The organism is Bradyrhizobium sp. MOS003 (assembly GCF_003020125.1).
Lineage (GTDB): Bacteria > Pseudomonadota > Alphaproteobacteria > Rhizobiales > Xanthobacteraceae > Bradyrhizobium.
This window is the reverse complement of record NZ_PYFW01000001.1, coordinates 1,374,938-1,393,785: the sequence shown is the minus strand read 5'-3', so window position 1 is coordinate 1,393,785 and position 18,848 is coordinate 1,374,938. Positions and strand designations below refer to the sequence as shown.

20 protein-coding genes are annotated in these 18,848 nt (G+C 64.7%); 8 read left to right on the top strand and 12 right to left on the bottom strand.

What is annotated here, in order from left to right; genetic code table 11:
- The 4 genes from C7G42_RS06670 to C7G42_RS06655 form a co-directional block, all read right to left on the bottom strand.
- Positions 1-915 carry an ABC transporter permease gene (locus C7G42_RS06670; RefSeq protein ID WP_106948190.1) on the bottom strand — a complete coding sequence of 305 codons (915 nt, stop codon included), beginning with the start codon at positions 913-915 and terminating at the stop codon, positions 1-3.
- Entirely contained in the window at positions 912-2,084 is a 1,173-nt protein-coding gene (locus C7G42_RS06665; RefSeq protein ID WP_106948189.1) for an ABC transporter ATP-binding protein, read from the bottom strand. The genes C7G42_RS06670 and C7G42_RS06665 overlap by 4 nt, the downstream gene beginning before the upstream one ends.
- A gap of 73 nt (positions 2,085-2,157) precedes the next feature.
- Entirely contained in the window at positions 2,158-3,618 is a 1,461-nt protein-coding gene (locus C7G42_RS06660) for a glycerol-3-phosphate dehydrogenase (RefSeq protein WP_106948881.1), read from the bottom strand.
- A 137-nt stretch (positions 3,619-3,755) separates the two neighbouring features.
- Positions 3,756-6,440 carry a sensor domain-containing protein gene (locus C7G42_RS06655; RefSeq protein WP_106948188.1) on the bottom strand — a complete coding sequence of 895 codons (2,685 nt, stop codon included), beginning with the start codon at positions 6,438-6,440 and terminating at the stop codon, positions 3,756-3,758.
- Positions 6,441-6,643: 203 nt separating this feature from the next.
- On the opposite strand from C7G42_RS06655, the gene C7G42_RS06650 reads away from it, so the two are divergent.
- Positions 6,644-7,747, top strand: a complete 1,104-nt coding sequence (locus C7G42_RS06650) for an NAD(P)/FAD-dependent oxidoreductase (RefSeq protein WP_106948187.1) — start codon at positions 6,644-6,646, stop codon at positions 7,745-7,747.
- A gap of 171 nt (positions 7,748-7,918) precedes the next feature.
- On the opposite strand, the gene C7G42_RS06645 is transcribed toward C7G42_RS06650, so the two are convergent.
- Positions 7,919-8,098 (bottom strand): YdcH family protein, encoded by a 180-nt coding sequence (locus C7G42_RS06645; protein ID WP_094893420.1) that lies wholly within the window; start codon positions 8,096-8,098, stop codon positions 7,919-7,921.
- A gap of 329 nt (positions 8,099-8,427) precedes the next feature.
- Between C7G42_RS06645 and C7G42_RS06640 the strand changes: the two genes are divergently transcribed.
- From C7G42_RS06640 to C7G42_RS06630, 3 genes are all read left to right on the top strand, one after another.
- Entirely contained in the window at positions 8,428-8,634 is a 207-nt protein-coding gene (locus tag C7G42_RS06640) for a YdcH family protein (protein ID WP_008546179.1), read from the top strand.
- Between the two features lie 126 nt (positions 8,635-8,760).
- A complete protein-coding gene (locus C7G42_RS06635) occupies positions 8,761-8,979 on the top strand; it encodes a hypothetical protein (RefSeq protein WP_106948186.1) in 219 nt (72 codons plus the stop codon).
- 24 nt (positions 8,980-9,003) lie between these two features.
- Positions 9,004-9,255, top strand: a complete 252-nt coding sequence (locus tag C7G42_RS06630) for a hypothetical protein (RefSeq protein ID WP_106948185.1) — start codon at positions 9,004-9,006, stop codon at positions 9,253-9,255.
- On the opposite strand, the gene C7G42_RS06625 is transcribed toward C7G42_RS06630, so the two are convergent.
- Positions 9,252-9,974 (bottom strand): GGDEF domain-containing protein, encoded by a 723-nt coding sequence (locus tag C7G42_RS06625; protein WP_199580680.1) that lies wholly within the window; start codon positions 9,972-9,974, stop codon positions 9,252-9,254. The two genes, C7G42_RS06630 and C7G42_RS06625, sit on opposite strands and share 4 nt — an antisense overlap.
- 141 nt (positions 9,975-10,115) lie before the next feature.
- Here C7G42_RS06625 and purE point away from each other — a divergent pair, with 141 nt between their 5' ends.
- Positions 10,116-10,604 carry a 5-(carboxyamino)imidazole ribonucleotide mutase gene (gene purE, locus C7G42_RS06620; RefSeq protein WP_106948184.1) on the top strand — a complete coding sequence of 163 codons (489 nt, stop codon included), beginning with the start codon at positions 10,116-10,118 and terminating at the stop codon, positions 10,602-10,604.
- The gene (locus C7G42_RS06615) at positions 10,601-11,707 is read left to right on the top strand and encodes a 5-(carboxyamino)imidazole ribonucleotide synthase (protein WP_106948183.1); all 1,107 of its coding nucleotides are present in this window, start codon (positions 10,601-10,603) and stop codon (positions 11,705-11,707) included. Before purE ends, C7G42_RS06615 begins: the two co-directional genes overlap by 4 nt.
- Before the next feature lie 36 nt (positions 11,708-11,743).
- Here the strand turns inward: C7G42_RS06615 and aqpZ are convergent, their stop codons facing one another.
- The gene (gene aqpZ / locus C7G42_RS06610; protein WP_106948182.1) at positions 11,744-12,466 is read right to left on the bottom strand and encodes an aquaporin Z; all 723 of its coding nucleotides are present in this window, start codon (positions 12,464-12,466) and stop codon (positions 11,744-11,746) included.
- A 262-nt stretch (positions 12,467-12,728) separates the two neighbouring features.
- On the opposite strand from aqpZ, the gene rpsU reads away from it, so the two are divergent.
- Both rpsU and C7G42_RS06600 read left to right on the top strand, forming a co-directional pair.
- Positions 12,729-13,025, top strand: coding sequence for a 30S ribosomal protein S21 (gene rpsU / locus C7G42_RS06605; RefSeq protein WP_014492442.1), 297 nt, complete (start codon positions 12,729-12,731; stop codon positions 13,023-13,025).
- A 274-nt stretch (positions 13,026-13,299) separates the two neighbouring features.
- The gene (locus C7G42_RS06600; protein WP_106948181.1) at positions 13,300-13,947 is read left to right on the top strand and encodes a tetratricopeptide repeat protein; all 648 of its coding nucleotides are present in this window, start codon (positions 13,300-13,302) and stop codon (positions 13,945-13,947) included.
- Between the two features lie 26 nt (positions 13,948-13,973).
- On the opposite strand, the gene C7G42_RS06595 is transcribed toward C7G42_RS06600, so the two are convergent.
- From C7G42_RS06595 to C7G42_RS06575, 5 genes are all read right to left on the bottom strand, one after another.
- On the bottom strand, positions 13,974-14,933 hold the full coding sequence (locus tag C7G42_RS06595) for a hypothetical protein (RefSeq protein WP_106948180.1): 960 nt from the start codon (positions 14,931-14,933) through the stop codon (positions 13,974-13,976).
- Positions 14,934-15,025: 92 nt separating this feature from the next.
- Positions 15,026-15,310 (bottom strand): cupin domain-containing protein, encoded by a 285-nt coding sequence (locus C7G42_RS06590; protein ID WP_091956448.1) that lies wholly within the window; start codon positions 15,308-15,310, stop codon positions 15,026-15,028.
- 27 nt (positions 15,311-15,337) lie between these two features.
- On the bottom strand, positions 15,338-16,435 hold the full coding sequence (locus C7G42_RS06585) for a calcium:cation antiporter (RefSeq protein WP_106948879.1): 1,098 nt from the start codon (positions 16,433-16,435) through the stop codon (positions 15,338-15,340).
- A gap of 50 nt (positions 16,436-16,485) precedes the next feature.
- Complete coding sequence (locus C7G42_RS06580) at positions 16,486-17,964, bottom strand: sodium:proton antiporter (RefSeq protein WP_106948179.1); 1,479 nt, start codon at positions 17,962-17,964, stop codon at positions 16,486-16,488.
- The gene (locus C7G42_RS06575; RefSeq protein WP_502694180.1) at positions 17,918-18,718 is read right to left on the bottom strand and encodes an alpha/beta hydrolase; all 801 of its coding nucleotides are present in this window, start codon (positions 18,716-18,718) and stop codon (positions 17,918-17,920) included. Before C7G42_RS06575 ends, C7G42_RS06580 begins: the two co-directional genes overlap by 47 nt.
- Positions 18,719-18,848 lie beyond the last annotated feature (130 nt).

Genomic DNA, 18,848 nt, shown 5'->3' with positions numbered 1-18,848 from the left:
TTAGCGCCCCTGTTCCAGCTGCCGCTTCTGCAGCCGCTCATACAGCAGCAGCGGCACCAGCAGCACCACGAGCAGCACTATCGCAGCGGCAGAAGCGACAGGCCAGTCCTTGTTGGTGAAGAATTCGAGCCACAGGGTCTGGCCGATCATCAGCGAATTGGAGCCGGCCAGAAGATCGGGGATGACGAATTCGCCGACGATGGGAATGAAGCACAGCAGCACGCCGGCGCCGACGCCGGGCAGCGACAGCGGAAAGGTGACGAGCCAGAACACCTGCCACGGCGGCGCGCCGAGATCGGAGGCCGCCTCTTCCAGCACAGGCTCCATCTTCGCGAGCGTGGCGTAGAGCGGCAGGATCATGAACGGAAAATAGGAATAGACGATGCCGATATACATCGCGCTGTCGGTGGAGAGCCAGACCACGGGCTGGCTGACCAGGTGCAGCGCCAGCAGGATCTGGTTCAGCAGGCCATCGTGCTGGAGGATGTTGATCCAGGCATAGATGCGGATCAGGAACGAGGTCCAGAACGGCACGATCACCAGCACCATCGCCACCGCCTGCCAACGCTTCGGCAGCCGCGCCATGCCATAGGCGATGGGATAGCCGACGAGCAGCAAGAGCACCGTTGAGGTTACGGCGACGGTGAGGCTGCGCACATAGGCGAACACATAGAGATCGTCGGAGAAGAGAAGCCTGAAATTGTCGATCGAGAGTGCGGCAAACCCCGCCTTCAGCGCGTCCCACCCCGCCGTCAGGTCGAATACCGGCTCGTAAGGCGGCTGCGCGATCGCCGTCTGCGACAGGCTGATCTTCAGCACGAAGGCGAAGGGCACCAGGAAGAACAGCACCATCCAGACATAGGGCGCGATCGCGGCAAAGCGCGCCGGCCGCGCGAAGATGCGGCGGGCGCTCATGACGGCAGCACCACGCAATCATCGGGCGTAAACCAGGCGACGATTTGCTGGCCCACGCTATAGGCGTCGACATCCAGGCGCGCGCTGTTGGCGACGGAGGCCCGTACGATCCCGCCGGTATCGAGCTTCACTTTGTAGGTGGTTGTGCCGCCAAGATAGCAGATGTCCGCGATCACGCCGTCCAGGCTGTTGATCGCGGTTTCACGGCCGGCTTCGCTCACCGGGGCGCGGCGCGACAACTTGATCTTCTCAGGGCGGATCGCGACCGAGAATTTTCCCGCACCGACCGGCTCGCGCGGCTCGGCCACCACCAGCGTACCCGCATCACGCGTGCCAATGACCAGGCGATGACCGTCGCGCAATTTGGTCTCGCCGTCGAACAGGTTGATGTCGCCGACGAACTCCGCGATCCAGCGCGAGTGCGGTGCCTCGTAGAGCTCGCGCGGGGGCGCGACCTGGGCGAGCTTGCCTGATTTCATCACGCCGATTCTATCAGCCATCGTCATCGCCTCCTCCTGATCGTGAGTGACGATGATGAAGGTCATGCCGAGCCGCCGCTGCAGCTCCATCAACTCGCCCTGCGTGCTCTGACGCAGCTTCTTGTCGAGCGCCGCGAGCGGCTCGTCGAGCAGCAGCAATTGCGGTCGTCGCGCCAGTGCACGGGCGAGAGCCACGCGCTGGCGCTGACCGCCGGAGAGCTGATCCGGTTTGCGCCTCTCGAGGCCTTCGAGCTTCACCAGCGCGACCATCTCGGCCACACGGGTGGCAATCTCGGCGCGCGCCATTCGAGCGCGCTTCAGGCCGAAGGCGATGTTGTCGCGCACGGAGAGATGCGGAAACAGCGCGTAGTTCTGGAACATCATGTTGATCGGCCGCTCATGCGGCAGCGCCTGCGCGATATCCTTATCCCCGAGCAGGATGCGCCCTTCGTCCGGCGCCTCGAAGCCGGCGAGCATGCGCAGCAGCGTGGTCTTGCCGCAGCCGCTGGGACCGAGCAGCGCGAAGAATTCGCCGGCCTTGATATCGAGCGAGACCCCGTCCACGGCGCGGAAAGTACCAAAGGTTTTAGCGACGCCCTCGATGCGCAGCAGCGGTCGGCGCGCTGCGGGAAGCGCATCTCCGCCGCCCGCATTGGCCACGCCGTCTGTTCTGGGCAACTCGTCCGTCATGTTCCTGCCAACCCCGATTCCGCCGCACGCTAGCCGCCGATTGTCCCTGGCTCAACTGCATCGGAAAGATCGTTCACATCACATTCGCCATGAACGTGGCAACTGCGTCGCGGTCCGCCGCAGGCATGGTCAGGCCCAGCTTGGATCGGCGCCAGAGGATATCGTCCGGAAAGCGCGCCCATTCACAAGCCATCAGGTAGCGGATCTCGGCACCCGTCAACTCAGGGCCGAAGGCCGGACCAAGTTCGTCGCGGGTCTTGGCGTCGCCGAGCACTGCCGACAACCGCGAGCCATAGGCCCCGACCAGGCGCTGCGCCTCCGGCTCCGACAGAAAGCGCCAGCGGTCGCGCGCGAAGCCGATCTCGGTGTCGAAACGGTCCCAGGCAAAATCTCCGCCGGGCAGCGCGGCGCCGGCAGTCCAGGGCGGCGACATCGGATAGAACGGCGTCAGCTTCGTCACCGCCCACTCCGCGCGCAGGCGCGAGGTGGTGACGTCGCCGCCGAACATCGTCAGCAGCGGCGCCTTGCGCCGGCGCGCATGGAACAGCATCGTGCCGTCGCGGCCGCGCGCGGACGCCAGCGTCAGGTTGACGCCGGAGACCGTCCGGACCACGTCGGTGGGGGCAACGCGCTCCCGAAAATAGCGGCTGGCGGCGTCGCAGAGATAACCGACGTCGGCCCCCGGTATCGCGACAATGGCGGGATCGCCGGTGAAGGCGTGCGTGACGGTGCCGATCAGCGTGAAGTCGCGCTCGAAGGGCCGGGCAAAGATCAGCCGTCCATCATTGTTCTGAAAGACGTAGACGTTCTCGGACTCGAACAGCCTGGGCACGATGATCTGGCTCAGCTGCGTGGCCGCCATGGCGGGCTGCGGCTGCCGCAGCACGGTATCGGCGACCATCGGCGTCCAGCCGCCGGTGGCGTTGGCCAGCGCCCGCGCCGTGATCGTGCGGCGATGGCCGCGATCGACCACCGCGAGCCGCCAGGTATCGGTTCTGTCGGCACGCACGCAACGCGCACCAGTCCGGATCACAGCGCCACGTTCGGCCGCATCCAGCGCCGTCAGCACCACTAGGCGAGAATCATCGACGACGCAGTCCGAATATTCGAATGCCGTGCCGAATGGGCGTTTCAGCGCGTTGCCGACCGCATGGTGCGTGATGTCGAGGGTCGCCGATGGCGGCAGGCCGCCCCGGTTCGTAAGACCGTCATAGACATACAGGCCGGCGCGCAGCAGCCATGGCGGCCGCTCGTCCGAATGCGCGGGGATCACGAAGCGCAGTGGCCGGACCAGATGCGGCGCGATCCGGAGCCAGGTCCGGCGCTCGGCCAGAGCCCGGCGCACCCGCCGGAACCCGCGCCGTTCCAGCACCGACAGATCGCCGTGGATCAGCCGCGGTGTCGCCGACGATGCCGCGCCGCCGAGATCGCCCTGCTCGAACAGGATGACCCGCAGGCCGCGGCCTGCCGCATCGCGCGCGAGGCTGACACCGTTCAGGCCGCCGCCGATGATCGCGAGGTCGTAATCCGCCATGAAGCCGTCGAGAAGGAGCAAAGCGCCCCATCATCACTAGAGCCATTTCCGTTCCGATGAAATCGGAACGGGGCTCTGGAGTTTCATTCTGCGCTTTTTCTTGACGCGGGCCGGCGGCCACTTCGCTTGAAGACACTTCAGCCGGTCTTGAGCGCAAGCTCCATGATCTCAGCGCGACCGACGAGCCCGGCATATTTTGCGATCGGCAGCGGCTTGCCGAGCAGATAGCCCTGCACGCCGTCGCAGCCCTCCTTGGCAAGGAAGACAAGCTGCTCGACGGTCTCGACGCCCTCGGCGACGATCGACATTTCGAGGCCGTGGCCGAGATCGATCACCGCGCGAACGATCGCAGCCGATTGCGGGTTGCGGCCGAGATTGGTGATGAAGGCCCGGTCGATCTTGATCTTGTCGAACGGGAACGCCTGGAGGTAGCTCAGCGAAGAATATCCGCTGCCGAAATCGTCCATGGAGATGCGCACGCCGAGCGCCTTCAGGCGGCGCAGCAGCGCAAGGCCCCGGTCGAAATCCTCGATCAGCACGCCCTCGGTGATCTCCAGCTCGAGCCGGCCGGGCGCAAGGCCGGTTTCGATCAGGATCGAATGGACCAGCCCGACCACGTCGCCGTGCATGAACTGCGCCGGCGACAGGTTGACCGCGACCTGGAGCGGCTTCGGCCAGGAGGCCGCCTCGCGGCAGGCCTCGCGCAGGATCCACTCACCCATCTCGACGATCAGGCCGCTCTCCTCGGCGATCGGTATGAATTCGGCCGGCGAGACCTGGCCGCGCACCGGATGCTGCCAGCGCGCCAGCGCCTCGAAGCCGATGATCTCGCTTTCGGCGACGCTGTGGCCCGCGGCGCCCTGAGGCTGAAACGCCAGCGAAAGCTCGCCGTTCTTGATCGCCACCGAGAGGTCCTGATGCAGCACGCGGCGATCGCGGATCTGCTGGTCCATCTCCGGCTGGTAGAGGCTGATGGTGCCGCGCGACTTCTGCTTGGCGCGGAACAGCGCCGCACCGGCATTGGCGAGCAACGAGGCGCCGTCGGTGCCGTTATGCGGGAAGATCGACATGCCGGTGGTCACGCCCGCGCGCACCGGGCGGCCATCGATATGGAAATCCCGGGAGACGGCTTCGCCGACATGCTGCGCCAGTGCGAGTCCCGCCTCGGGTTGCTTGCCGTCGATGATGAGTCCGAACTCGTCGCCGGACAGGCGCGCGACCAGGCCGCCGCGCGCCACGTCCTGGAGCCGCTGCGCGACCTCGATCAGGAGCTTGTCGCCGAGCGCATGGCCGAAGACGTCGTTGACCTCCTTGAGGCCGTCGAGGTCGATCGAGAGGACCGCGAACTCCTCGCCGGTGCCTTCGCAGGCCTCGATCATCTGGTTCAGCGCCTGCAGGAAGGCGGCGCGGTTCGGCAGGTCGGTGAGGCCGTCGTGATAGGCCATGTGCGCCATGCGCGACTCGGTCTGGCGGCGGTCGGTGACGTCCTCGTGGGTCTTGATCAGATATTGCGGCTCGCCGGCATCGTTGACCACGGTGGCGCGGCGGGTGAGGAACAGGCGCAAGCCCGCCTTGGTCGAGATCGGGTGCTCCTCGGAGATCATCCCGCGTTTCTTGATCGCGGCTTCGTCGCGCGCGATGATCAGTTTGGCTTCCTTGGGATTGAAGATGTCCGACGCGGTCAGGCCGGTTGCTTCCTCGCGCCGGCGGTTGAGGATCGTCTCCGCGCTGCGATTGGCGAGCAGATAACGGCCGTCCTTGACCTGTTCGACGATCAGCGCCACCGGGATGTTGTCGACCACCAGTTCGAGGAACTTCTTAGTGCTCTCCAGCTCCTTCGACAGCGAGCGGCGGTCGGTGACGTCCTCGAACACGAGCATCAGGAATTCGGGCTTGTTGCTCTCGTTGCGGACCACGATCCGGATCGAGGCGACCATGCGCCGCTCGCCGCCACGATCGACCTCGAATTCGTTGCGGAACTGACCGTCCGGCGAATCGAGCGCCGCCCGGTCGGTCGCCTCGATAGTGGCCGCCGAGACGGACGCGAACAGCTCGCGCGCATTCTTGCCGACGACCTGGTCTCGCGAGAACCCCCAGAACCGCTCATAGGCGCTGTTGGCAAAGATGTAGCGGCCGTCCTCGATGTTCTTCGCAGCCACGCAGGCCGGCACGTTGTCCAGCACCGTCTCGAGGAACTGCTTGGTCGAGGCGAGCTGTCGCGACAGTTTGCGCTGCTCGCTGACATCCAGATGGGTCGCCACCGAGCCGCCGTTGGGCAGCACGAAATATTTCACCAGGATGGCCCGCCCGTCCGGCAACTCGGTGATCAGACCGTTGGGGCTGGCCGCCTTCTCGTAGAACTCGTCATCGGAGGCGACGAGCACGCCGCGCTTGCGTCGCAGCGCGAGAAGCTCGTAGCCGTTCATGTCGGCCCAGAGGTCCGACCGCTTCAGGCCATAGATCTCGAGATAGCGGTCGTTGCAGAAAATGATGCGGCGCTGCGCATCCGTCATCACCACGCCCTGGTTGAGATTGTTCATGGCGGAGGAGACGAAGGCGTTGCGCCGGAGCTGCAAGCGCCGGGTCCGGCGCAGCGAGGAATGGATCCACAGCGCGATCGCGGCGAGGAAGGCGCAGACGACGATGCCCGCGATCAGGACTTCCCAGACCACGTTGGGATCGAGCTCGCCGAGATAGCTCGGCGCGGCGAAGCTGTCCGACAGCGCAAAGGCGCGCGCGGGCGCAACCGTGCCGGCGAGGCACACAACGGCCTGCACAGCAATCGGAAGCGTGCTGCCCTCGTGCCAGTTCTTCTCAGCCATCAGCCACCCGCGATTTCAACGTTGGATTGTCTGGCTTCACGGGTTTGGATCGGGTAAACGCCTGTACGCGCAACGGAAAAAATGTGACGTGAAATACGGCAATTGCCCTGACATGATAAATTCTTCCTTAACGGAAAATGGCCCCGCGCCATTCGCTCCAGGCCGGATGCCACCGGCGCTTCCAACGGACGTCCTGCACAGCCATGGATAGGGTCGATTGCGTCGTCATCGGAGCCGGCGTGGTCGGGCTCGCGGTGGCTCGAAAGCTTGCGCAGGCCGGGCGCGAGGTCATCGTGCTCGAAGAGGCCGAGGCGATCGGCACCATCACCTCCTCGCGCAACAGCGAGGTGATCCATGCCGGCATCTACTACCGCGCCGGGAGCTGGATGGCGCGCATGTGCGTCGACGGCAAGCACGCGCTCTACCGCTACTGCGGCGAGCGCGGCATCCCGCACAGGAATTGCGGCAAGCTGATCGTCGCGACCAGCCCGAAGGAGACCGAGAAGCTGCAATCGATCAAGGCGCATGCCGAGGCCAATGGCGTGCTCGACATGCAGCTGCTCGCGGGCGAGGCGGCACGCGCGCTGGAGCCGGCGCTGGCCTGCGACGCCGCGCTGCTGTCGCCATCGACGGGCATCATCGACAGCCATGCTTACATGCTCTCGCTGCGCGGCGAGGCCGAGGAAGCCGGCACGGCCTTCGCGTTTCACACGCCGCTGGTCCGCGCCAAGGCTGCGAACGGCCTGATCGAGATCGACGCCGGCGGCGAGGCGCCGATGACGCTGCAATGCAGCCTCCTCGTCAACGCCGCGGGACTCTCGGCGACCCACGTGGCGCGCAACATCGACGGCATGCCGCTGGACCGCATTCCGCGCGCCTATCTCGCCAAGGGAAACTACTTCAGCTGCAACGCCAAGGCGCCGTTCTCGCGCCTGATCTATCCGGTGCCCGAACCCGGCGGGCTCGGGGTGCATCTGACGCTGGACATGGCAGGCCAAGCGCGCTTCGGCCCTGACGTCGAATGGATCGAGACGATCGATTACGAGGTCGATCCATCACGCGCCGAGCGGTTCTACCCGGCGATCCGCAAATACTGGCCGACGCTGCCTGACGGCGCGTTGATGCCGAGCTATTCGGGTATCCGGCCGAAGATCGTACCGCCCGCGGTGGCGACGCAGGATTTCCTGATGCAGGGCCCGCGCGATCACGGCGTCGCCGGCCTGATCAACTTGTTCGGCATCGAATCGCCGGGATTGACGTCGTCGCTCGCGATCGCAGATCACGTCGCCGAGCTCGCAGAGATCTGAAGCGTTGTCGAGCGAGGCGGATACCGGCTCGCGGCAACAATACGAGTTCCGACAAAGTCAAGCACTGCGCAGACTTCTCTGCACGGTGCGCACCTTACGGCAGGGATGAGCGCGAAAGCTCCCACCCCTGCGAGATAAGGTACGATCAACTCAACGCTGTTACGGGGGTTACTAGTGGAGCGTGTCGCCGTGCCTCAAACGCTCGATCTGGTCCTTGACCATCAACTTCCGGCGCTTCAACTCAACAATTTGCAGGTCGTCTGTTGAAAGGTGCACGAGAGCATCGTGCAATTCGTTTTCGAGAAGTTTGTGCTTCCGCTCCAATTCAACGAGATGTGCCTGAATTGTCATTCGAAACCTCCTCGGTAGGGTTGAACCTTAGGATTCGATCCGGACAACGAAGTTTACATCACCGATTCGTTCTGTCGATGGGTATCCGTCGTCGCAGCTTCATTTTTGAAAATTCATATGTAACGAAGCGTGAGTAAAGGAACCGCGCGGGAAATATCCATGATATCAATGCGCTTGCGCAGCGCCGCAGCGATCAGCGGAAATATCTCGCTGGAGATCGGCGAACGATGGTCGCAGATCGCTTGCGATCACGCCGCGCAAGGACGATAATTTCCACAGGGCATCCACAGCCTTCATCCCACGCCTATCGGTTTTCGGCCACCGCAGACATGACCAATGAAGACGAGCGTGAGCTCGAAGCCGAGCTCACCCGGTTGCAGCAGGAACACCGAGATCTCGATGCGGCGATCGATGCGCTGCATCAATCGCCCGCCCCCGACCTGTTGCGGCTGCAGCGGTTGAAGAAGCGCAAGCTGTTGTTACGAGACCGCATTGCGTTCATCGAAGACCAGATCACCCCCGACATCATCGCCTGATCATCGCCTGATCCGCAGACCTGTGCGCGGCCAAGCCACGGTGGCTCGAATCCGCTTGACTCGAAAAGAACAAAATAAGAACATTCGATAGCCAACGCCGCCCCTGGAACGCACGAGGAAACGCAGATGTCGCCAGCCGCCCTTCTCGACAACAGCCATTATGAACAGGCCTGCGATCAGGCGATCGCGATGTGCGACGGCAATCTGCGCAGCACCATCAAGGCGCTGATCATGGCCAACGAATATCTGGAGGCCGAGCTGGAGGAATTGCAGGCGGCGATTTCCGCCGGCTGCATTTCGGACACTTCGCGCAGCAAGATGCGGAGCAAGAGCAGCGCCGCCTGAACCGGCAGCCCATCGGAGCCGACCATGCCCGACGTCACCTACTACGTTGCATTGCCCTTCCTGACCGACGAGGACGGCTCGCCGGTGGCAGGCGCGGCCGAGGAATGTCAGACATCGGCTGCCGCCCTGCGTCGTGCGGAAATGCTGGCGCGCGGCGCCGGCCATATCGGCGCGGTCGCCTTCAGCCGCAGTGGCGATCCCCTGACCGGCGAGTTTGGCGACGCAAAATTGCTGCGGAAATTCGGTGCCGTACCGCCGGATCTCAGCGCGCTTTAGCTGCCGACCAGCCTGATCCGCGGCTCGTGCCGCCGCTGCGCCTTGCGCACATACATGGCGGCATCCGCCTCCTCGAGGGCGCGGCCCGGGTCGGACTGCGCCCCCAGCAGCGCGACACCGGCGGAGGCCCCCGCGGTCACGTGCTGGCCGCGAAAGACAAAGGACAATTCGTCGACCGCCTGTTCGAAGGCGACCGCCTTCGCCTTGGCGTCGGTCCCGCTGAGATTCCAGAGCAGCAGCGCGAACTCGTCGCCCCCGAGCCGCCCGACCACGTCGGAGGCACGGACCTGCCGCGTCAGCGTGGCGGCAATCGCCTTGAGCACCTCGTCGCCGGCGCCATGACCGAAGGAATCGTTGATCGGCTTCAATCGATCGACGTCGAGCACGATCAGCGCCCCACTGGCGCGGTAGCGCTTCATGTAGGCGATGGCGCGCGCCAGCTCACGCTCGAAGCCGCGCCGGTTCGGAATCTCGAGCAGGAAATCGGTGTCGGCCGCAGCTTCGAGTTCCGCAACCCGCCGCTGCGCCTCCTTGAGCTTGGTCCGCAAGCCCCGGATCGTCGCCCTGACGGTATCCTTGACTCCATCATCGTCCGACGCGTCGCGCCGCGGCGGCTTCGCCGGACGCTTGGTCAACCTGGGAGCGGCTTTGGATCGGCCGGCGCTCGTCTTCCGGCCTTTTTTGGCCTTCGCAGCGCCCGCCCTTTTTGGTTTCTTCATGGGCGTCCTGCTCAATGAAGGCTTGCGGGGATTCACCAAGACAGGATAGTGGATTCCCTTCTCCTTGCCACCGCCTTGCGAGCCGCCGGCCGGAACCGTCAATCTGGCCTATCTTTCTGTTTTTCAGGCACAATTAACGACATGACCGCGCCGATCGCCATCATCATGGGAAGCCAGTCGGACTGGGACACGATGCGGCATGCCGCCGACACGCTGGCAGCGCTCGGCATTGCCGCCGAATCCCGCATCGTTTCGGCCCACCGCACCCCCGACCGCCTCTTTGCTTTCGCCAAGGGGGCCAAGGCTGCCGGGTTCAAGGTCATCATCGCCGGCGCCGGTGGCGCTGCACACCTGCCCGGCATGGCGGCGGCGCTGACCGAGCTTCCGGTGTTCGGCGTTCCCGTCGAATCCAAGACGCTCAAGGGCCTCGATTCGCTCTATTCAATCGTCCAGATGCCCGCCGGCATCCCGGTCGGCACCCTCGCCATCGGCAAGGCCGGCGCGATTAACGCCGCGCTGCTGGCGGCGTCCGTCCTGGCGTTGTCCGACCCGGCCTTGTCCGATCGCCTCGCCGCCTGGCGCGAGGCGCAAACCGAGGCGGTCGCCGAGCGCCCGGAGGACAAGGCGTGACCGACACCAGGCAGGTGAAGCTGAAGCCCGGTGACACCATCGGCATCCTCGGCGGCGGACAATTGGGCCGAATGCTGGCCATGGCTGCGGCGCGGCTCGGCCTGCGCTGCCAGGTGTTCTCGCCCGATCCGGACTCGCCGGCCTTCGACGTCGTATTGAACGCGACGTGCGCCGAATATGCCGATGTCGAAGCGCTCGAACTGTTCGCCAACGACGTCGACGTCATCACCTACGAATTCGAGAACGTGCCATCGGCCGCCGCGATGGTGCTGGACGCGCGTCGACCCGTGCTGCCCAACCGCAAGATTCTCGAGACCACCCAGGACCGGCTCGCCGAGAAAGATTTCGTGACGCGGCTCGGCATCGGCACCGCGGCCTATGCCGACGTCACCTCCGTGTCCTCGCTGCGCGAGGCGATCGCCAGGATCGGCCTTCCGGCCGTGCTCAAGACCCGCCGCTTCGGCTATGACGGCAAGGGCCAGGCCATCATCCGCGAGGGCGACGACATCGCCAAGGTGTGGACCAGCCTCGCCACCAAATCCGCGATCCTGGAAGCCTTCGTGCCCTACGAGCGCGAGATTTCGGTGATCGCCGCGCGCTCGGCCACGGGCCAGGTCGAGTGTTTCGACGTCACCGAGAACGAGCATCGCGACCACATTCTGAAGATATCCCGTGCGCCCGCCCGGATCCCCGACGCGCTCGCCGAGGAAGCCCGCAGCATCGCCGGCAAGATCGCGAGCGCGCTCGACTATGTCGGCGTGCTCGCTGTCGAGATGTTCGTGCTCGCCAACGGCACCGGCCCGAAGGTGCTTGTCAACGAGATCGCCCCGCGCGTGCATAATTCGGGGCACTGGACGCTCGACGGCGCGTCGGTTTCGCAGTTCGAGCAGCACATCCGCGCCATCGCCGGCTGGCCGCTCGGCAAGCCCGTGCGCCACGGCGAAATCGTCACCATGACCAATCTGATCGGCGACGAGATCAACGATTACGAGAAGTGGCTGAGCGTGCCGGGCGCGACCGTGCACATCTACGGCAAGGGTGCGCCGCGCCCCGGCCGGAAGATGGGCCACGTCACCGAAGTGCTTCCCAACACGGGCAAGTAACGGGACCGCAGCAATCGCTGCGATCCCGCTTTGCGGCTACGCCGTCTTCGCGCCTGCGACGATTCCAGCGGGCTCCTCGCTGAGCCAGCGATAGATCACCCCACCCAGCGCGCCGCCGATCAGCGGTGCGACCCAGAACAGCCAGAGCTGAGCGGTCGCCCAGCCACCGACGAACAGCGCGGGGCCCGTGCTGCGCGCCGGGTTCACCGAGGTATTGGTGACGGGGATACTGACGAGATGGATCATCACCAGCGCGAGCCCGATCGCGAGCGGCGCGAAGCCTGCGGGCGCGCGGCCATGGGTCGCGCCCATGATGATGAACAGGAACATCATGGTCATCACCACCTCGGTGAGGAAGCACACGATCATGCTGTACTGGCCGGGCGAATGCGTATCATAGCCGTTGGAGGCGAAGCCCTTGCCGACGTCGAATCCGGGAGCTCCGCTCGCGATGACGTAGAGGAGCCAGGCGGCTATGATCGCGCCGGCCACCTGCGCGATCACATAGGGCAGGATCTGCCCGGCGGGGAAACGGCCGCCGGCAGCAAGCCCGACCGTGACCGCCGGGTTGAGATGGCAGCCCGAGATATGGCCGATCGCATAGGCCATGGTGACCACGCTCAATCCGAATGCGAGGGAGACGCCGACCAGACCGATTCCGACCTGAGGGAAGCCCGCAGCGATCACTGCGCTTCCGCAGCCTGCGAATGTGAGCCAGAAAGTGCCTATGGCCTCAGCGGCGTATTTCTTGATATCCATGTGTCGTCCCCTGCTTCTCGAGATTCCGGAACAAAGCTCCGGAAACGGCCCCATCGCCGGCGTCGAATCGCCCAAATCAGGGCCGCGCAGAGGTATTTTCGCCTCATTTAATGGCTGAACTTGGCCCGAAAGCCCGCTTGGCCGGTGGACATCGCGGGATTTGTCTGATACATCCGCGCCCTCAAGGTTAAGGGCTTGCGCGTTTTCGCCATCCCCTTTGACTTACCAGAATTCAAATCCGATCCACTGAAGAGGATGCCGCGTGCAGGTTCTCGTTCGCGATAACAATGTCGACCAAGCCCTCAAGGCGCTGAAGAAGAAGATGCAGCGCGAGGGAATCTTCCGCGAGATGAAGCTTCGCGGTCATTACGAGAAGCCCTCCGAGAAGAAGGCCCGCGAAAAGGCCGAAGCCGTGCGCCGTGCGCGCAAGCTGGCCCGCAAGAAGCTGCAGCGCGAAGGCCTGCTGCCGATGAAGCCCAAGCCGGTGTTCGGCGCAGGTCCGGGCGGTGATCGCGGTGGCCGTAGCGGCCCGGGTGCAGGTCCGCGCGGACCGCGCTGATTTACCGAATCTTGCAAGACTTGGAGTTTTCGATGACGCGGGCCTCTGGCCCGCGTCATTGTTTGTGCGCAGTGCATTTCCGGGTCGGGCGCCAAGGACGCGACACGCAAGCGCGATGAGATTTGGATTGAACGTCGTCGCGCTTTGGTTTGTTGTTCGAGCATGATCTCTACGCAAACGCGTTCCGCCTTTGTCGCGAGGGAAAACCGCTGCATGCTTTTCGCCAACGCGGCCCTTTGGGTCCGGATCATGCTCTAGCGTGAGCGAACCGTAGATGGCCTCCCCCTTTCCCCAGCGCGGCTTGGCGCGGCTACGCCAGATCTGGCAGCCGCTCGCGCTGGCGTTGATGGGGATTACGCTGTGCGGCTGTTCTTTCGATCTGGGATCGCTGATGCCGGAGAAGGACAAGCCGCAAGAGGCTCCGAAGGCGGCCGCGCCAGCCGAGAGCGCGGTGAGCGCGGGCAACGTCGCCGAAGCCCAGGCCCACACCGCAAAAGCCCAATCCCTGGCCAAGTCGGGCGAGACCGCTGCCGCGCTCGACGAGTTCAATCGCGCGGTCGGGCTCGATCCCTACAATGCGCAGGCGCTATATGGTCGTGCCCTGATCTACCAGGGCAACAATCAGCACGATTTCGCGATCGCAGATTTCAGCGCTGCGAGCGGGCTCAATCCCCAGAAGGTCGAGCCGCTGCTCGGCCGCGCCTCCAGCTATCTCGCGCTCGGCAAGGTCAAGGAGGCCACGGCCGATCTAGACGAGGCTTCCGAGGCCGATCCGCACAACGCGCAGGTCTGGACCACGCGCGGACAGGCCTATGAGCGGCTGGGCGACAAGGCCAAGGCGGCGGCGTCCTACACCAGGGCTGTCTCGCTTCGCCCACGCGACGACGCCGCGCGCAACGGCCTCGCCCGCGTCGGCGGCTGACGGTTTTTAGCGGCGCGGGCGCCGTCTCAATCGGGGGTGGCGCCCTTCGGCAGGACCGAGTGGAACATCGACTTCATGCCCGACAGCATCTCGTCGGCGACATTGGTCTTCTTCGGCCGCGGAATGAAGCCACCGGCGTCGGCGCGCAGATCGAGCGGGGGAGCGATCACCGGCACGGGGATGTCAGCCGGCGGCGTCATCCGATTCGGATCATCGTTGCCGACCGAGGCGGTGTAAGGCGGATTGGCCGGCGAGGCGCCAGCCTTGTCATAGGCGTCCGGTGAAGGCGTCGATACCGTAATCGGCGGCGGCAGCGGACGGACCGTAGCCGGCTCCATGCTGATCACCCGCGGAGCTTCCGGCGTGCGGGCGGCTTCCCGCACGGCAGGCTCGGTCGGCCTCTCGGCTGACTTGGTCTCGACAGGCTTGTTATCGGACGGCCTGGTTTCGGCGGACTTGCTCTCCGACGACTTGCCTTCAAAAGCCTTGGCTTCAGAAGATTTGCCCTCAGGAGACTTGCGCAGCCGCTCGATCGCGGCACGCACGAGGTCGTTGGCGTCAGGGCCCGGAGCCGCAGCAGCCGGCGCCGAATTGGCCTCTACCACCGGAGCGGGGGTGCCTGCGGCCGGGGTTGACTTGGCCGCAGCCTTCTCGCGCGCCGACGGCTTGCCACGCGGGCTGGCCTCGGCCGGGGCCACGTCGGCAGATTTGTGCTCGGCGGACGGCTGCTCGGCCGCCTTTTCTGCCGCCGGCTTGTCCGTCACGCTCTTCTCGAGGATGCCCTTGGCCTTGACGCCGGGCGCAGGGAGATTGGCCAGATCGGCAGGCTTGCCGTTCTTGCCGGCCTCGGCAGGGGCCTCGACGGCCGCAGGGGCATCAGCCGCCGGCTTGGCGTTGATGTAGTGATTAACGATGTACGCCCCGATGATCGTCGCGAGCACCGAGGGGAAAATATCCATCGAGATTTTAGCGAGGTATTTCAGCATTCCGGCCACTCCCCGCGCGATCTGATGCGGGAACTTTGGGGCATTGTAAGGGATCAACTGCGACGGATCGATGGCAAGTTGCAGGGGCGGACTTACGGCTTTAGCTCGATCTCAAGGAACACGATCTCGGTTGAGGTTTCGTTAAGTACGTCATGTTGGACGCCGGCCTTGCGGAAATAGGATTTCCCGGCTGCCAGCTGCGCCTTGGACCGCTCGCCGCCAGGCGCGACGATGGTCATTTCACCCGCGACCACGGGAACGATCACATAGTCCATGCCATGGGTATGATGGCCGGTGGCGCCACCGGGCGGAAGGCGCCATTCCGTCACCCGGACCTCCTCGTTGTCGACCTGAACCTCGGACTTGGCGGCAAGCATCTGGAACCTCCTTTGGGACGTCGCGCTTCAGGGCACGAAAACCATGAACACGTAGACGGCAAATACCACCATATGGACCAGCCCGAACAGGAGATTGGTTCTGCCCGTGCCGAATGTCATCATGCTCAGGAAGAAGGTCAGGAGCAGCAGGACGCTGCCTTGGGCGCTCAGGCCGAGTTTAAGCTCCTTGTCGAGCACCCAGGTCGCGACGCCGACGGCGGGTATCGTCAGGCCGATCGTCGCCAGCGAGGAGCCAAGGGCGAGATTGATGCTTTTCTGGAGATCGTTCTTGCGGGCCGCCGTAATCGCGGCAACGCCCTCGGGCAGCAGGATCAGAAGTGCAACCAGCAGGCCCGCAAAGGCCGGCGGCGCGCCGATCTGAGCGCCGACCGCGTCGACCACCAGCGAGAATTTCTTGGCCAGCAGCACCACCGCCAGCAGCGACACCAGCAGCAGCACGACGCTGAGCGCGAGCATCCTGCCCGAGAGATGGGCGCTCGCATCCTCGCCCTCGCCTCGCTCATGGACGAAGTAGTCCTTGTGCGCAACGGTTTGGGTGTAGAGGAACACCCCGTACAGCGCGAGCGTGACGACGTCGACGAAGCCGAGCTGGATCGCAGAATAGACCGGGCCCGGCGTCGTGGTCGTGTAGTTCGGCATGATCAAAGCTATCGTTGCCAGCGCGAAGAGAACGCTGAGATAGACATTGGCGCCGGAGACCTGAAATCCCTGCTCTCCATATCGCAGCCCGCCGATGAAGATGCAGAGCCCGACCAGCCCGTTGCAGACGATCATGACCACGGCGAACACGGTGTCGCGCGCAAGTTCCGGGGCGGGCTTGTCGCCCAGCATGATCGTGGTGATCAGCGCCACTTCGATGATCGTCACAGCGAGCGTCAGCACCAATGTTCCGTAGGGCTCACCCACCCGCTCGGCGATCACTTCGGCATGATGAACCGCGGCGAACACCGTGCCGAACAGGATGACCAGGAGGACGATGGCGAAGACGAGCCCGCCGAGCGACAGCGTGAAGACGTAGCCGGTCGCGCTGGCGCCTGCGAACAACAGCACGGCCAGCGCCGGAAAGATCCAGGCCGACCTTGGCATCGAATTATGCGCGCTCATCCACCGGCTCCAATCGCTGAAGACGAGCAGTACCAAATCGGCAGGCAGATTCAATGCCAGCGCAGGATCGGCGCGACCGGGAGCAGCGTCAGCAGCATGAACAGCGGGATCAGCACCGCGCCGGCGCGCAAGAGATAGCCGAAGAAGCTCGGCATCTCGATGCCATTCTCGCTGGCAATGCTGCTGACCATGAAGTTCGGCGCATTGCCGATATAGGTGAGCGCGCCCATGTAGACGGCGCCCATCGAGATCGACGCGAGCGTGCCCGACAGCTGATGCATCAGCGTCTGCGGATCGCCGCCGGCGAGCTGGAAGAACAAGAGATAGGTCGGCGCATTGTCGAGGAACGCCGACATCAGGCCGGTGAACCAGAAATAGGCGACCTCGCGCGGCGTGCCGTCCGGTGCCGTCACTGCCGACAACAGCCAGGCGAAGGCACCGTGATGGCCGGCATTGAGCATGGCAATGACCGGGATGATGGCGACAAAGATGCCCGCGAACAGTTTCGCGACCTCGCGGATCGGCTCCCAGGTGAAGCCATTGGCCAGCCTGTGCTCGTCCGGCGTCAGCCACACTGACAGCGCCGCGATGGACAACAGCGCCAGATTGCGGGCGATGTCTTCGAGCTCCAGCCTCGTTCCGAGAATGTCGAAAGCAACAGCGGGCTTCCACATCGCCGAGGCTAGCAGGCTCGCGACGACGGCTGCGATCAGCACGAGGTTGACGAGACCGCGGATGCGGACGGGGGCGGCAGGACCGCCGTCGCCGAGTTCAGGCTCGCTGCGAAAGCGCCAGAGGTCGACGACGATGAAGATCGCGAGCAGCAATCCGGCGACGATCGCAGTCTGCAACCAGATGTTCCGCGTGGTCCAGAAGAAGTCGACGCCGTGCAGGAAACCGACGAACAGCGGGGGATCGCCGAGCGGGCTCAGCGCGCCGCCGACATTGGCGACAAGAATGATGAAGAAGATGATGACATGGGCATTGTAGCGCCGGGGCCGGTTGGCGCGGATCAGCGGACGGATCAGGATCATCGCGGCCCCCGTGGTGCCGACGATGCTTGCCATCAAGGTCCCGAGCGCGAGGATGCCGGCATTCGTCGCCGGCGTGGCCTTGATGTCGCCCGTAATCAGGATGCCACCGGCCACGACGTAGAGCGCGAACAGCAACACGATGAAGCCGAGATATTCGGCGAGCATGGCATGGACGAACGCCGTCAGCGTCGCCATGCTCCCGGCAAAAATGACGAGCGGGGCCAGCGCCAGCAGCGACCAGGCAGCAGCGATCTTGCCGTAGTGATGGTGCCAGACTTTCGCAAACAGCAGCGGCCCAAGCGCGATCGAGAGCAACAGGCCTGCAAAGGGAAGCGCAAAGGGCCAGCGCATCGCCGCACCATCGAGACCGGTTGCGGCCCATGCCTGCTGCGGCAGCAATGCGAGGATGGCGCCAAGGGATACGCTCCAGAGCCGTGCGACGAGCTGTCTATGATCCAACGAAGCGCCTTGCTGTTTCGATCGCACCGAACGCATCGAGATTGTCGTGTCCGCCACCCGCAAAGCGAACGAACTGCTTCGGTTCATGCGCGAGCGCGAACAGACGCTCTCCGAACACGATCGAAATGGCAAGGTCATTGGTGCCATGCATGACCAATAGCGGCACAGTGACGCGCGCGATCCGCTGGTCGGAAGGGAACGGATCGCGCATCAAGAGGCGCACCGGCACGAACCAGAACGACGAAGATGCAATGTCGGCCGTCGACGTATAGGGCGCCTCAAGGACGAGTTTCCCAACACGCTGTTCCGAGGCGAGCGCGACCGCCACGCCGGTCCCGAGCGAGAAGCCCCAGGCGACGATTCGTTCCGCCGTGTAGCGGGCCGTGGTGAAGGCATAGGCCGCCGCGGCATCGCGCAGCAGCCCCTCCTCGCTCGGCGCGCCACTCGAGCCGGCATAGCCGCGGTAGGACAGCGCGACGAGGCCGGTGCCGTCAGCCGTCATCGCCTTGAAGCGGCTGACACGGCCGGCGAGAAAATCGCCATTGCCCGGGAAATACAGGATCACGGGGCGACCGGGTCTCGCCGGCACGTGCCAGACGATGATCTTCTCGCCATCCGAGGTGGTCAGGACATGCTCTTCCGCCTCGGGACAATCCGCCGCCTCAGGCGGGATCCGCTTGGCGGTCGGTATCGGGAACAGCATCTCGCGCTGCCGGGCGTAGAGCGTGACGAGCCCGGCGAGATAGACGGTCGCGAGCAGGATGACGGTCCATTTGGCGACGGTGATCATGGCGGGGCCGGCCCCGGTTCAGGCTCGGGCCCTACGCTCCGCAGCAATTTCATGACGTCGGGCCGGAGGCTCGCCGGTATGTCTCGGCAACCGCACGCCGCCTTGTGGGCGGCATGCCATGCGACGCGTT

What these genes read in the sequence shown, in the direction of transcription:
- C7G42_RS06580 (WP_106948179.1), bottom strand. Translation starts at nt 17,964, where the DNA reads ATGCGTTCGGTGCGATCGAAACAGCAAGGCGCTTCGTTGGATCATAGA.
- C7G42_RS06650 (WP_106948187.1), top strand. Translation starts at nt 6,644, where the DNA reads ATGGATAGGGTCGATTGCGTCGTCATCGGAGCCGGCGTGGTCGGGCTC.
- C7G42_RS06575 (WP_502694180.1), bottom strand. Translation starts at nt 18,718, where the DNA reads ATGATCACCGTCGCCAAATGGACCGTCATCCTGCTCGCGACCGTCTAT.
- C7G42_RS06640 (WP_008546179.1), top strand. Translation starts at nt 8,428, where the DNA reads ATGACCAATGAAGACGAGCGTGAGCTCGAAGCCGAGCTCACCCGGTTG.
- C7G42_RS06600 (WP_106948181.1), top strand. Translation starts at nt 13,300, where the DNA reads ATGGCCTCCCCCTTTCCCCAGCGCGGCTTGGCGCGGCTACGCCAGATC.
- C7G42_RS06670 (WP_106948190.1), bottom strand. Translation starts at nt 915, where the DNA reads ATGAGCGCCCGCCGCATCTTCGCGCGGCCGGCGCGCTTTGCCGCGATC.
- C7G42_RS06630 (WP_106948185.1), top strand. Translation starts at nt 9,004, where the DNA reads ATGCCCGACGTCACCTACTACGTTGCATTGCCCTTCCTGACCGACGAG.
- C7G42_RS06595 (WP_106948180.1), bottom strand. Translation starts at nt 14,933, where the DNA reads ATGCTGAAATACCTCGCTAAAATCTCGATGGATATTTTCCCCTCGGTG.
- C7G42_RS06665 (WP_106948189.1), bottom strand. Translation starts at nt 2,084, where the DNA reads ATGACGGACGAGTTGCCCAGAACAGACGGCGTGGCCAATGCGGGCGGC.
- C7G42_RS06655 (WP_106948188.1), bottom strand. Translation starts at nt 6,440, where the DNA reads ATGGCTGAGAAGAACTGGCACGAGGGCAGCACGCTTCCGATTGCTGTG.
- aqpZ (WP_106948182.1), bottom strand. Translation starts at nt 12,466, where the DNA reads ATGGATATCAAGAAATACGCCGCTGAGGCCATAGGCACTTTCTGGCTC.
- C7G42_RS06590 (WP_091956448.1), bottom strand. Translation starts at nt 15,310, where the DNA reads ATGCTTGCCGCCAAGTCCGAGGTTCAGGTCGACAACGAGGAGGTCCGG.
- C7G42_RS06660 (WP_106948881.1), bottom strand. Translation starts at nt 3,618, where the DNA reads ATGGCGGATTACGACCTCGCGATCATCGGCGGCGGCCTGAACGGTGTC.
- C7G42_RS06635 (WP_106948186.1), top strand. Translation starts at nt 8,761, where the DNA reads ATGTCGCCAGCCGCCCTTCTCGACAACAGCCATTATGAACAGGCCTGC.
- C7G42_RS06625 (WP_199580680.1), bottom strand. Translation starts at nt 9,974, where the DNA reads ATGAAGAAACCAAAAAGGGCGGGCGCTGCGAAGGCCAAAAAAGGCCGG.
- C7G42_RS06645 (WP_094893420.1), bottom strand. Translation starts at nt 8,098, where the DNA reads ATGACAATTCAGGCACATCTCGTTGAATTGGAGCGGAAGCACAAACTT.
- purE (WP_106948184.1), top strand. Translation starts at nt 10,116, where the DNA reads ATGACCGCGCCGATCGCCATCATCATGGGAAGCCAGTCGGACTGGGAC.
- C7G42_RS06585 (WP_106948879.1), bottom strand. Translation starts at nt 16,435, where the DNA reads ATGAGCGCGCATAATTCGATGCCAAGGTCGGCCTGGATCTTTCCGGCG.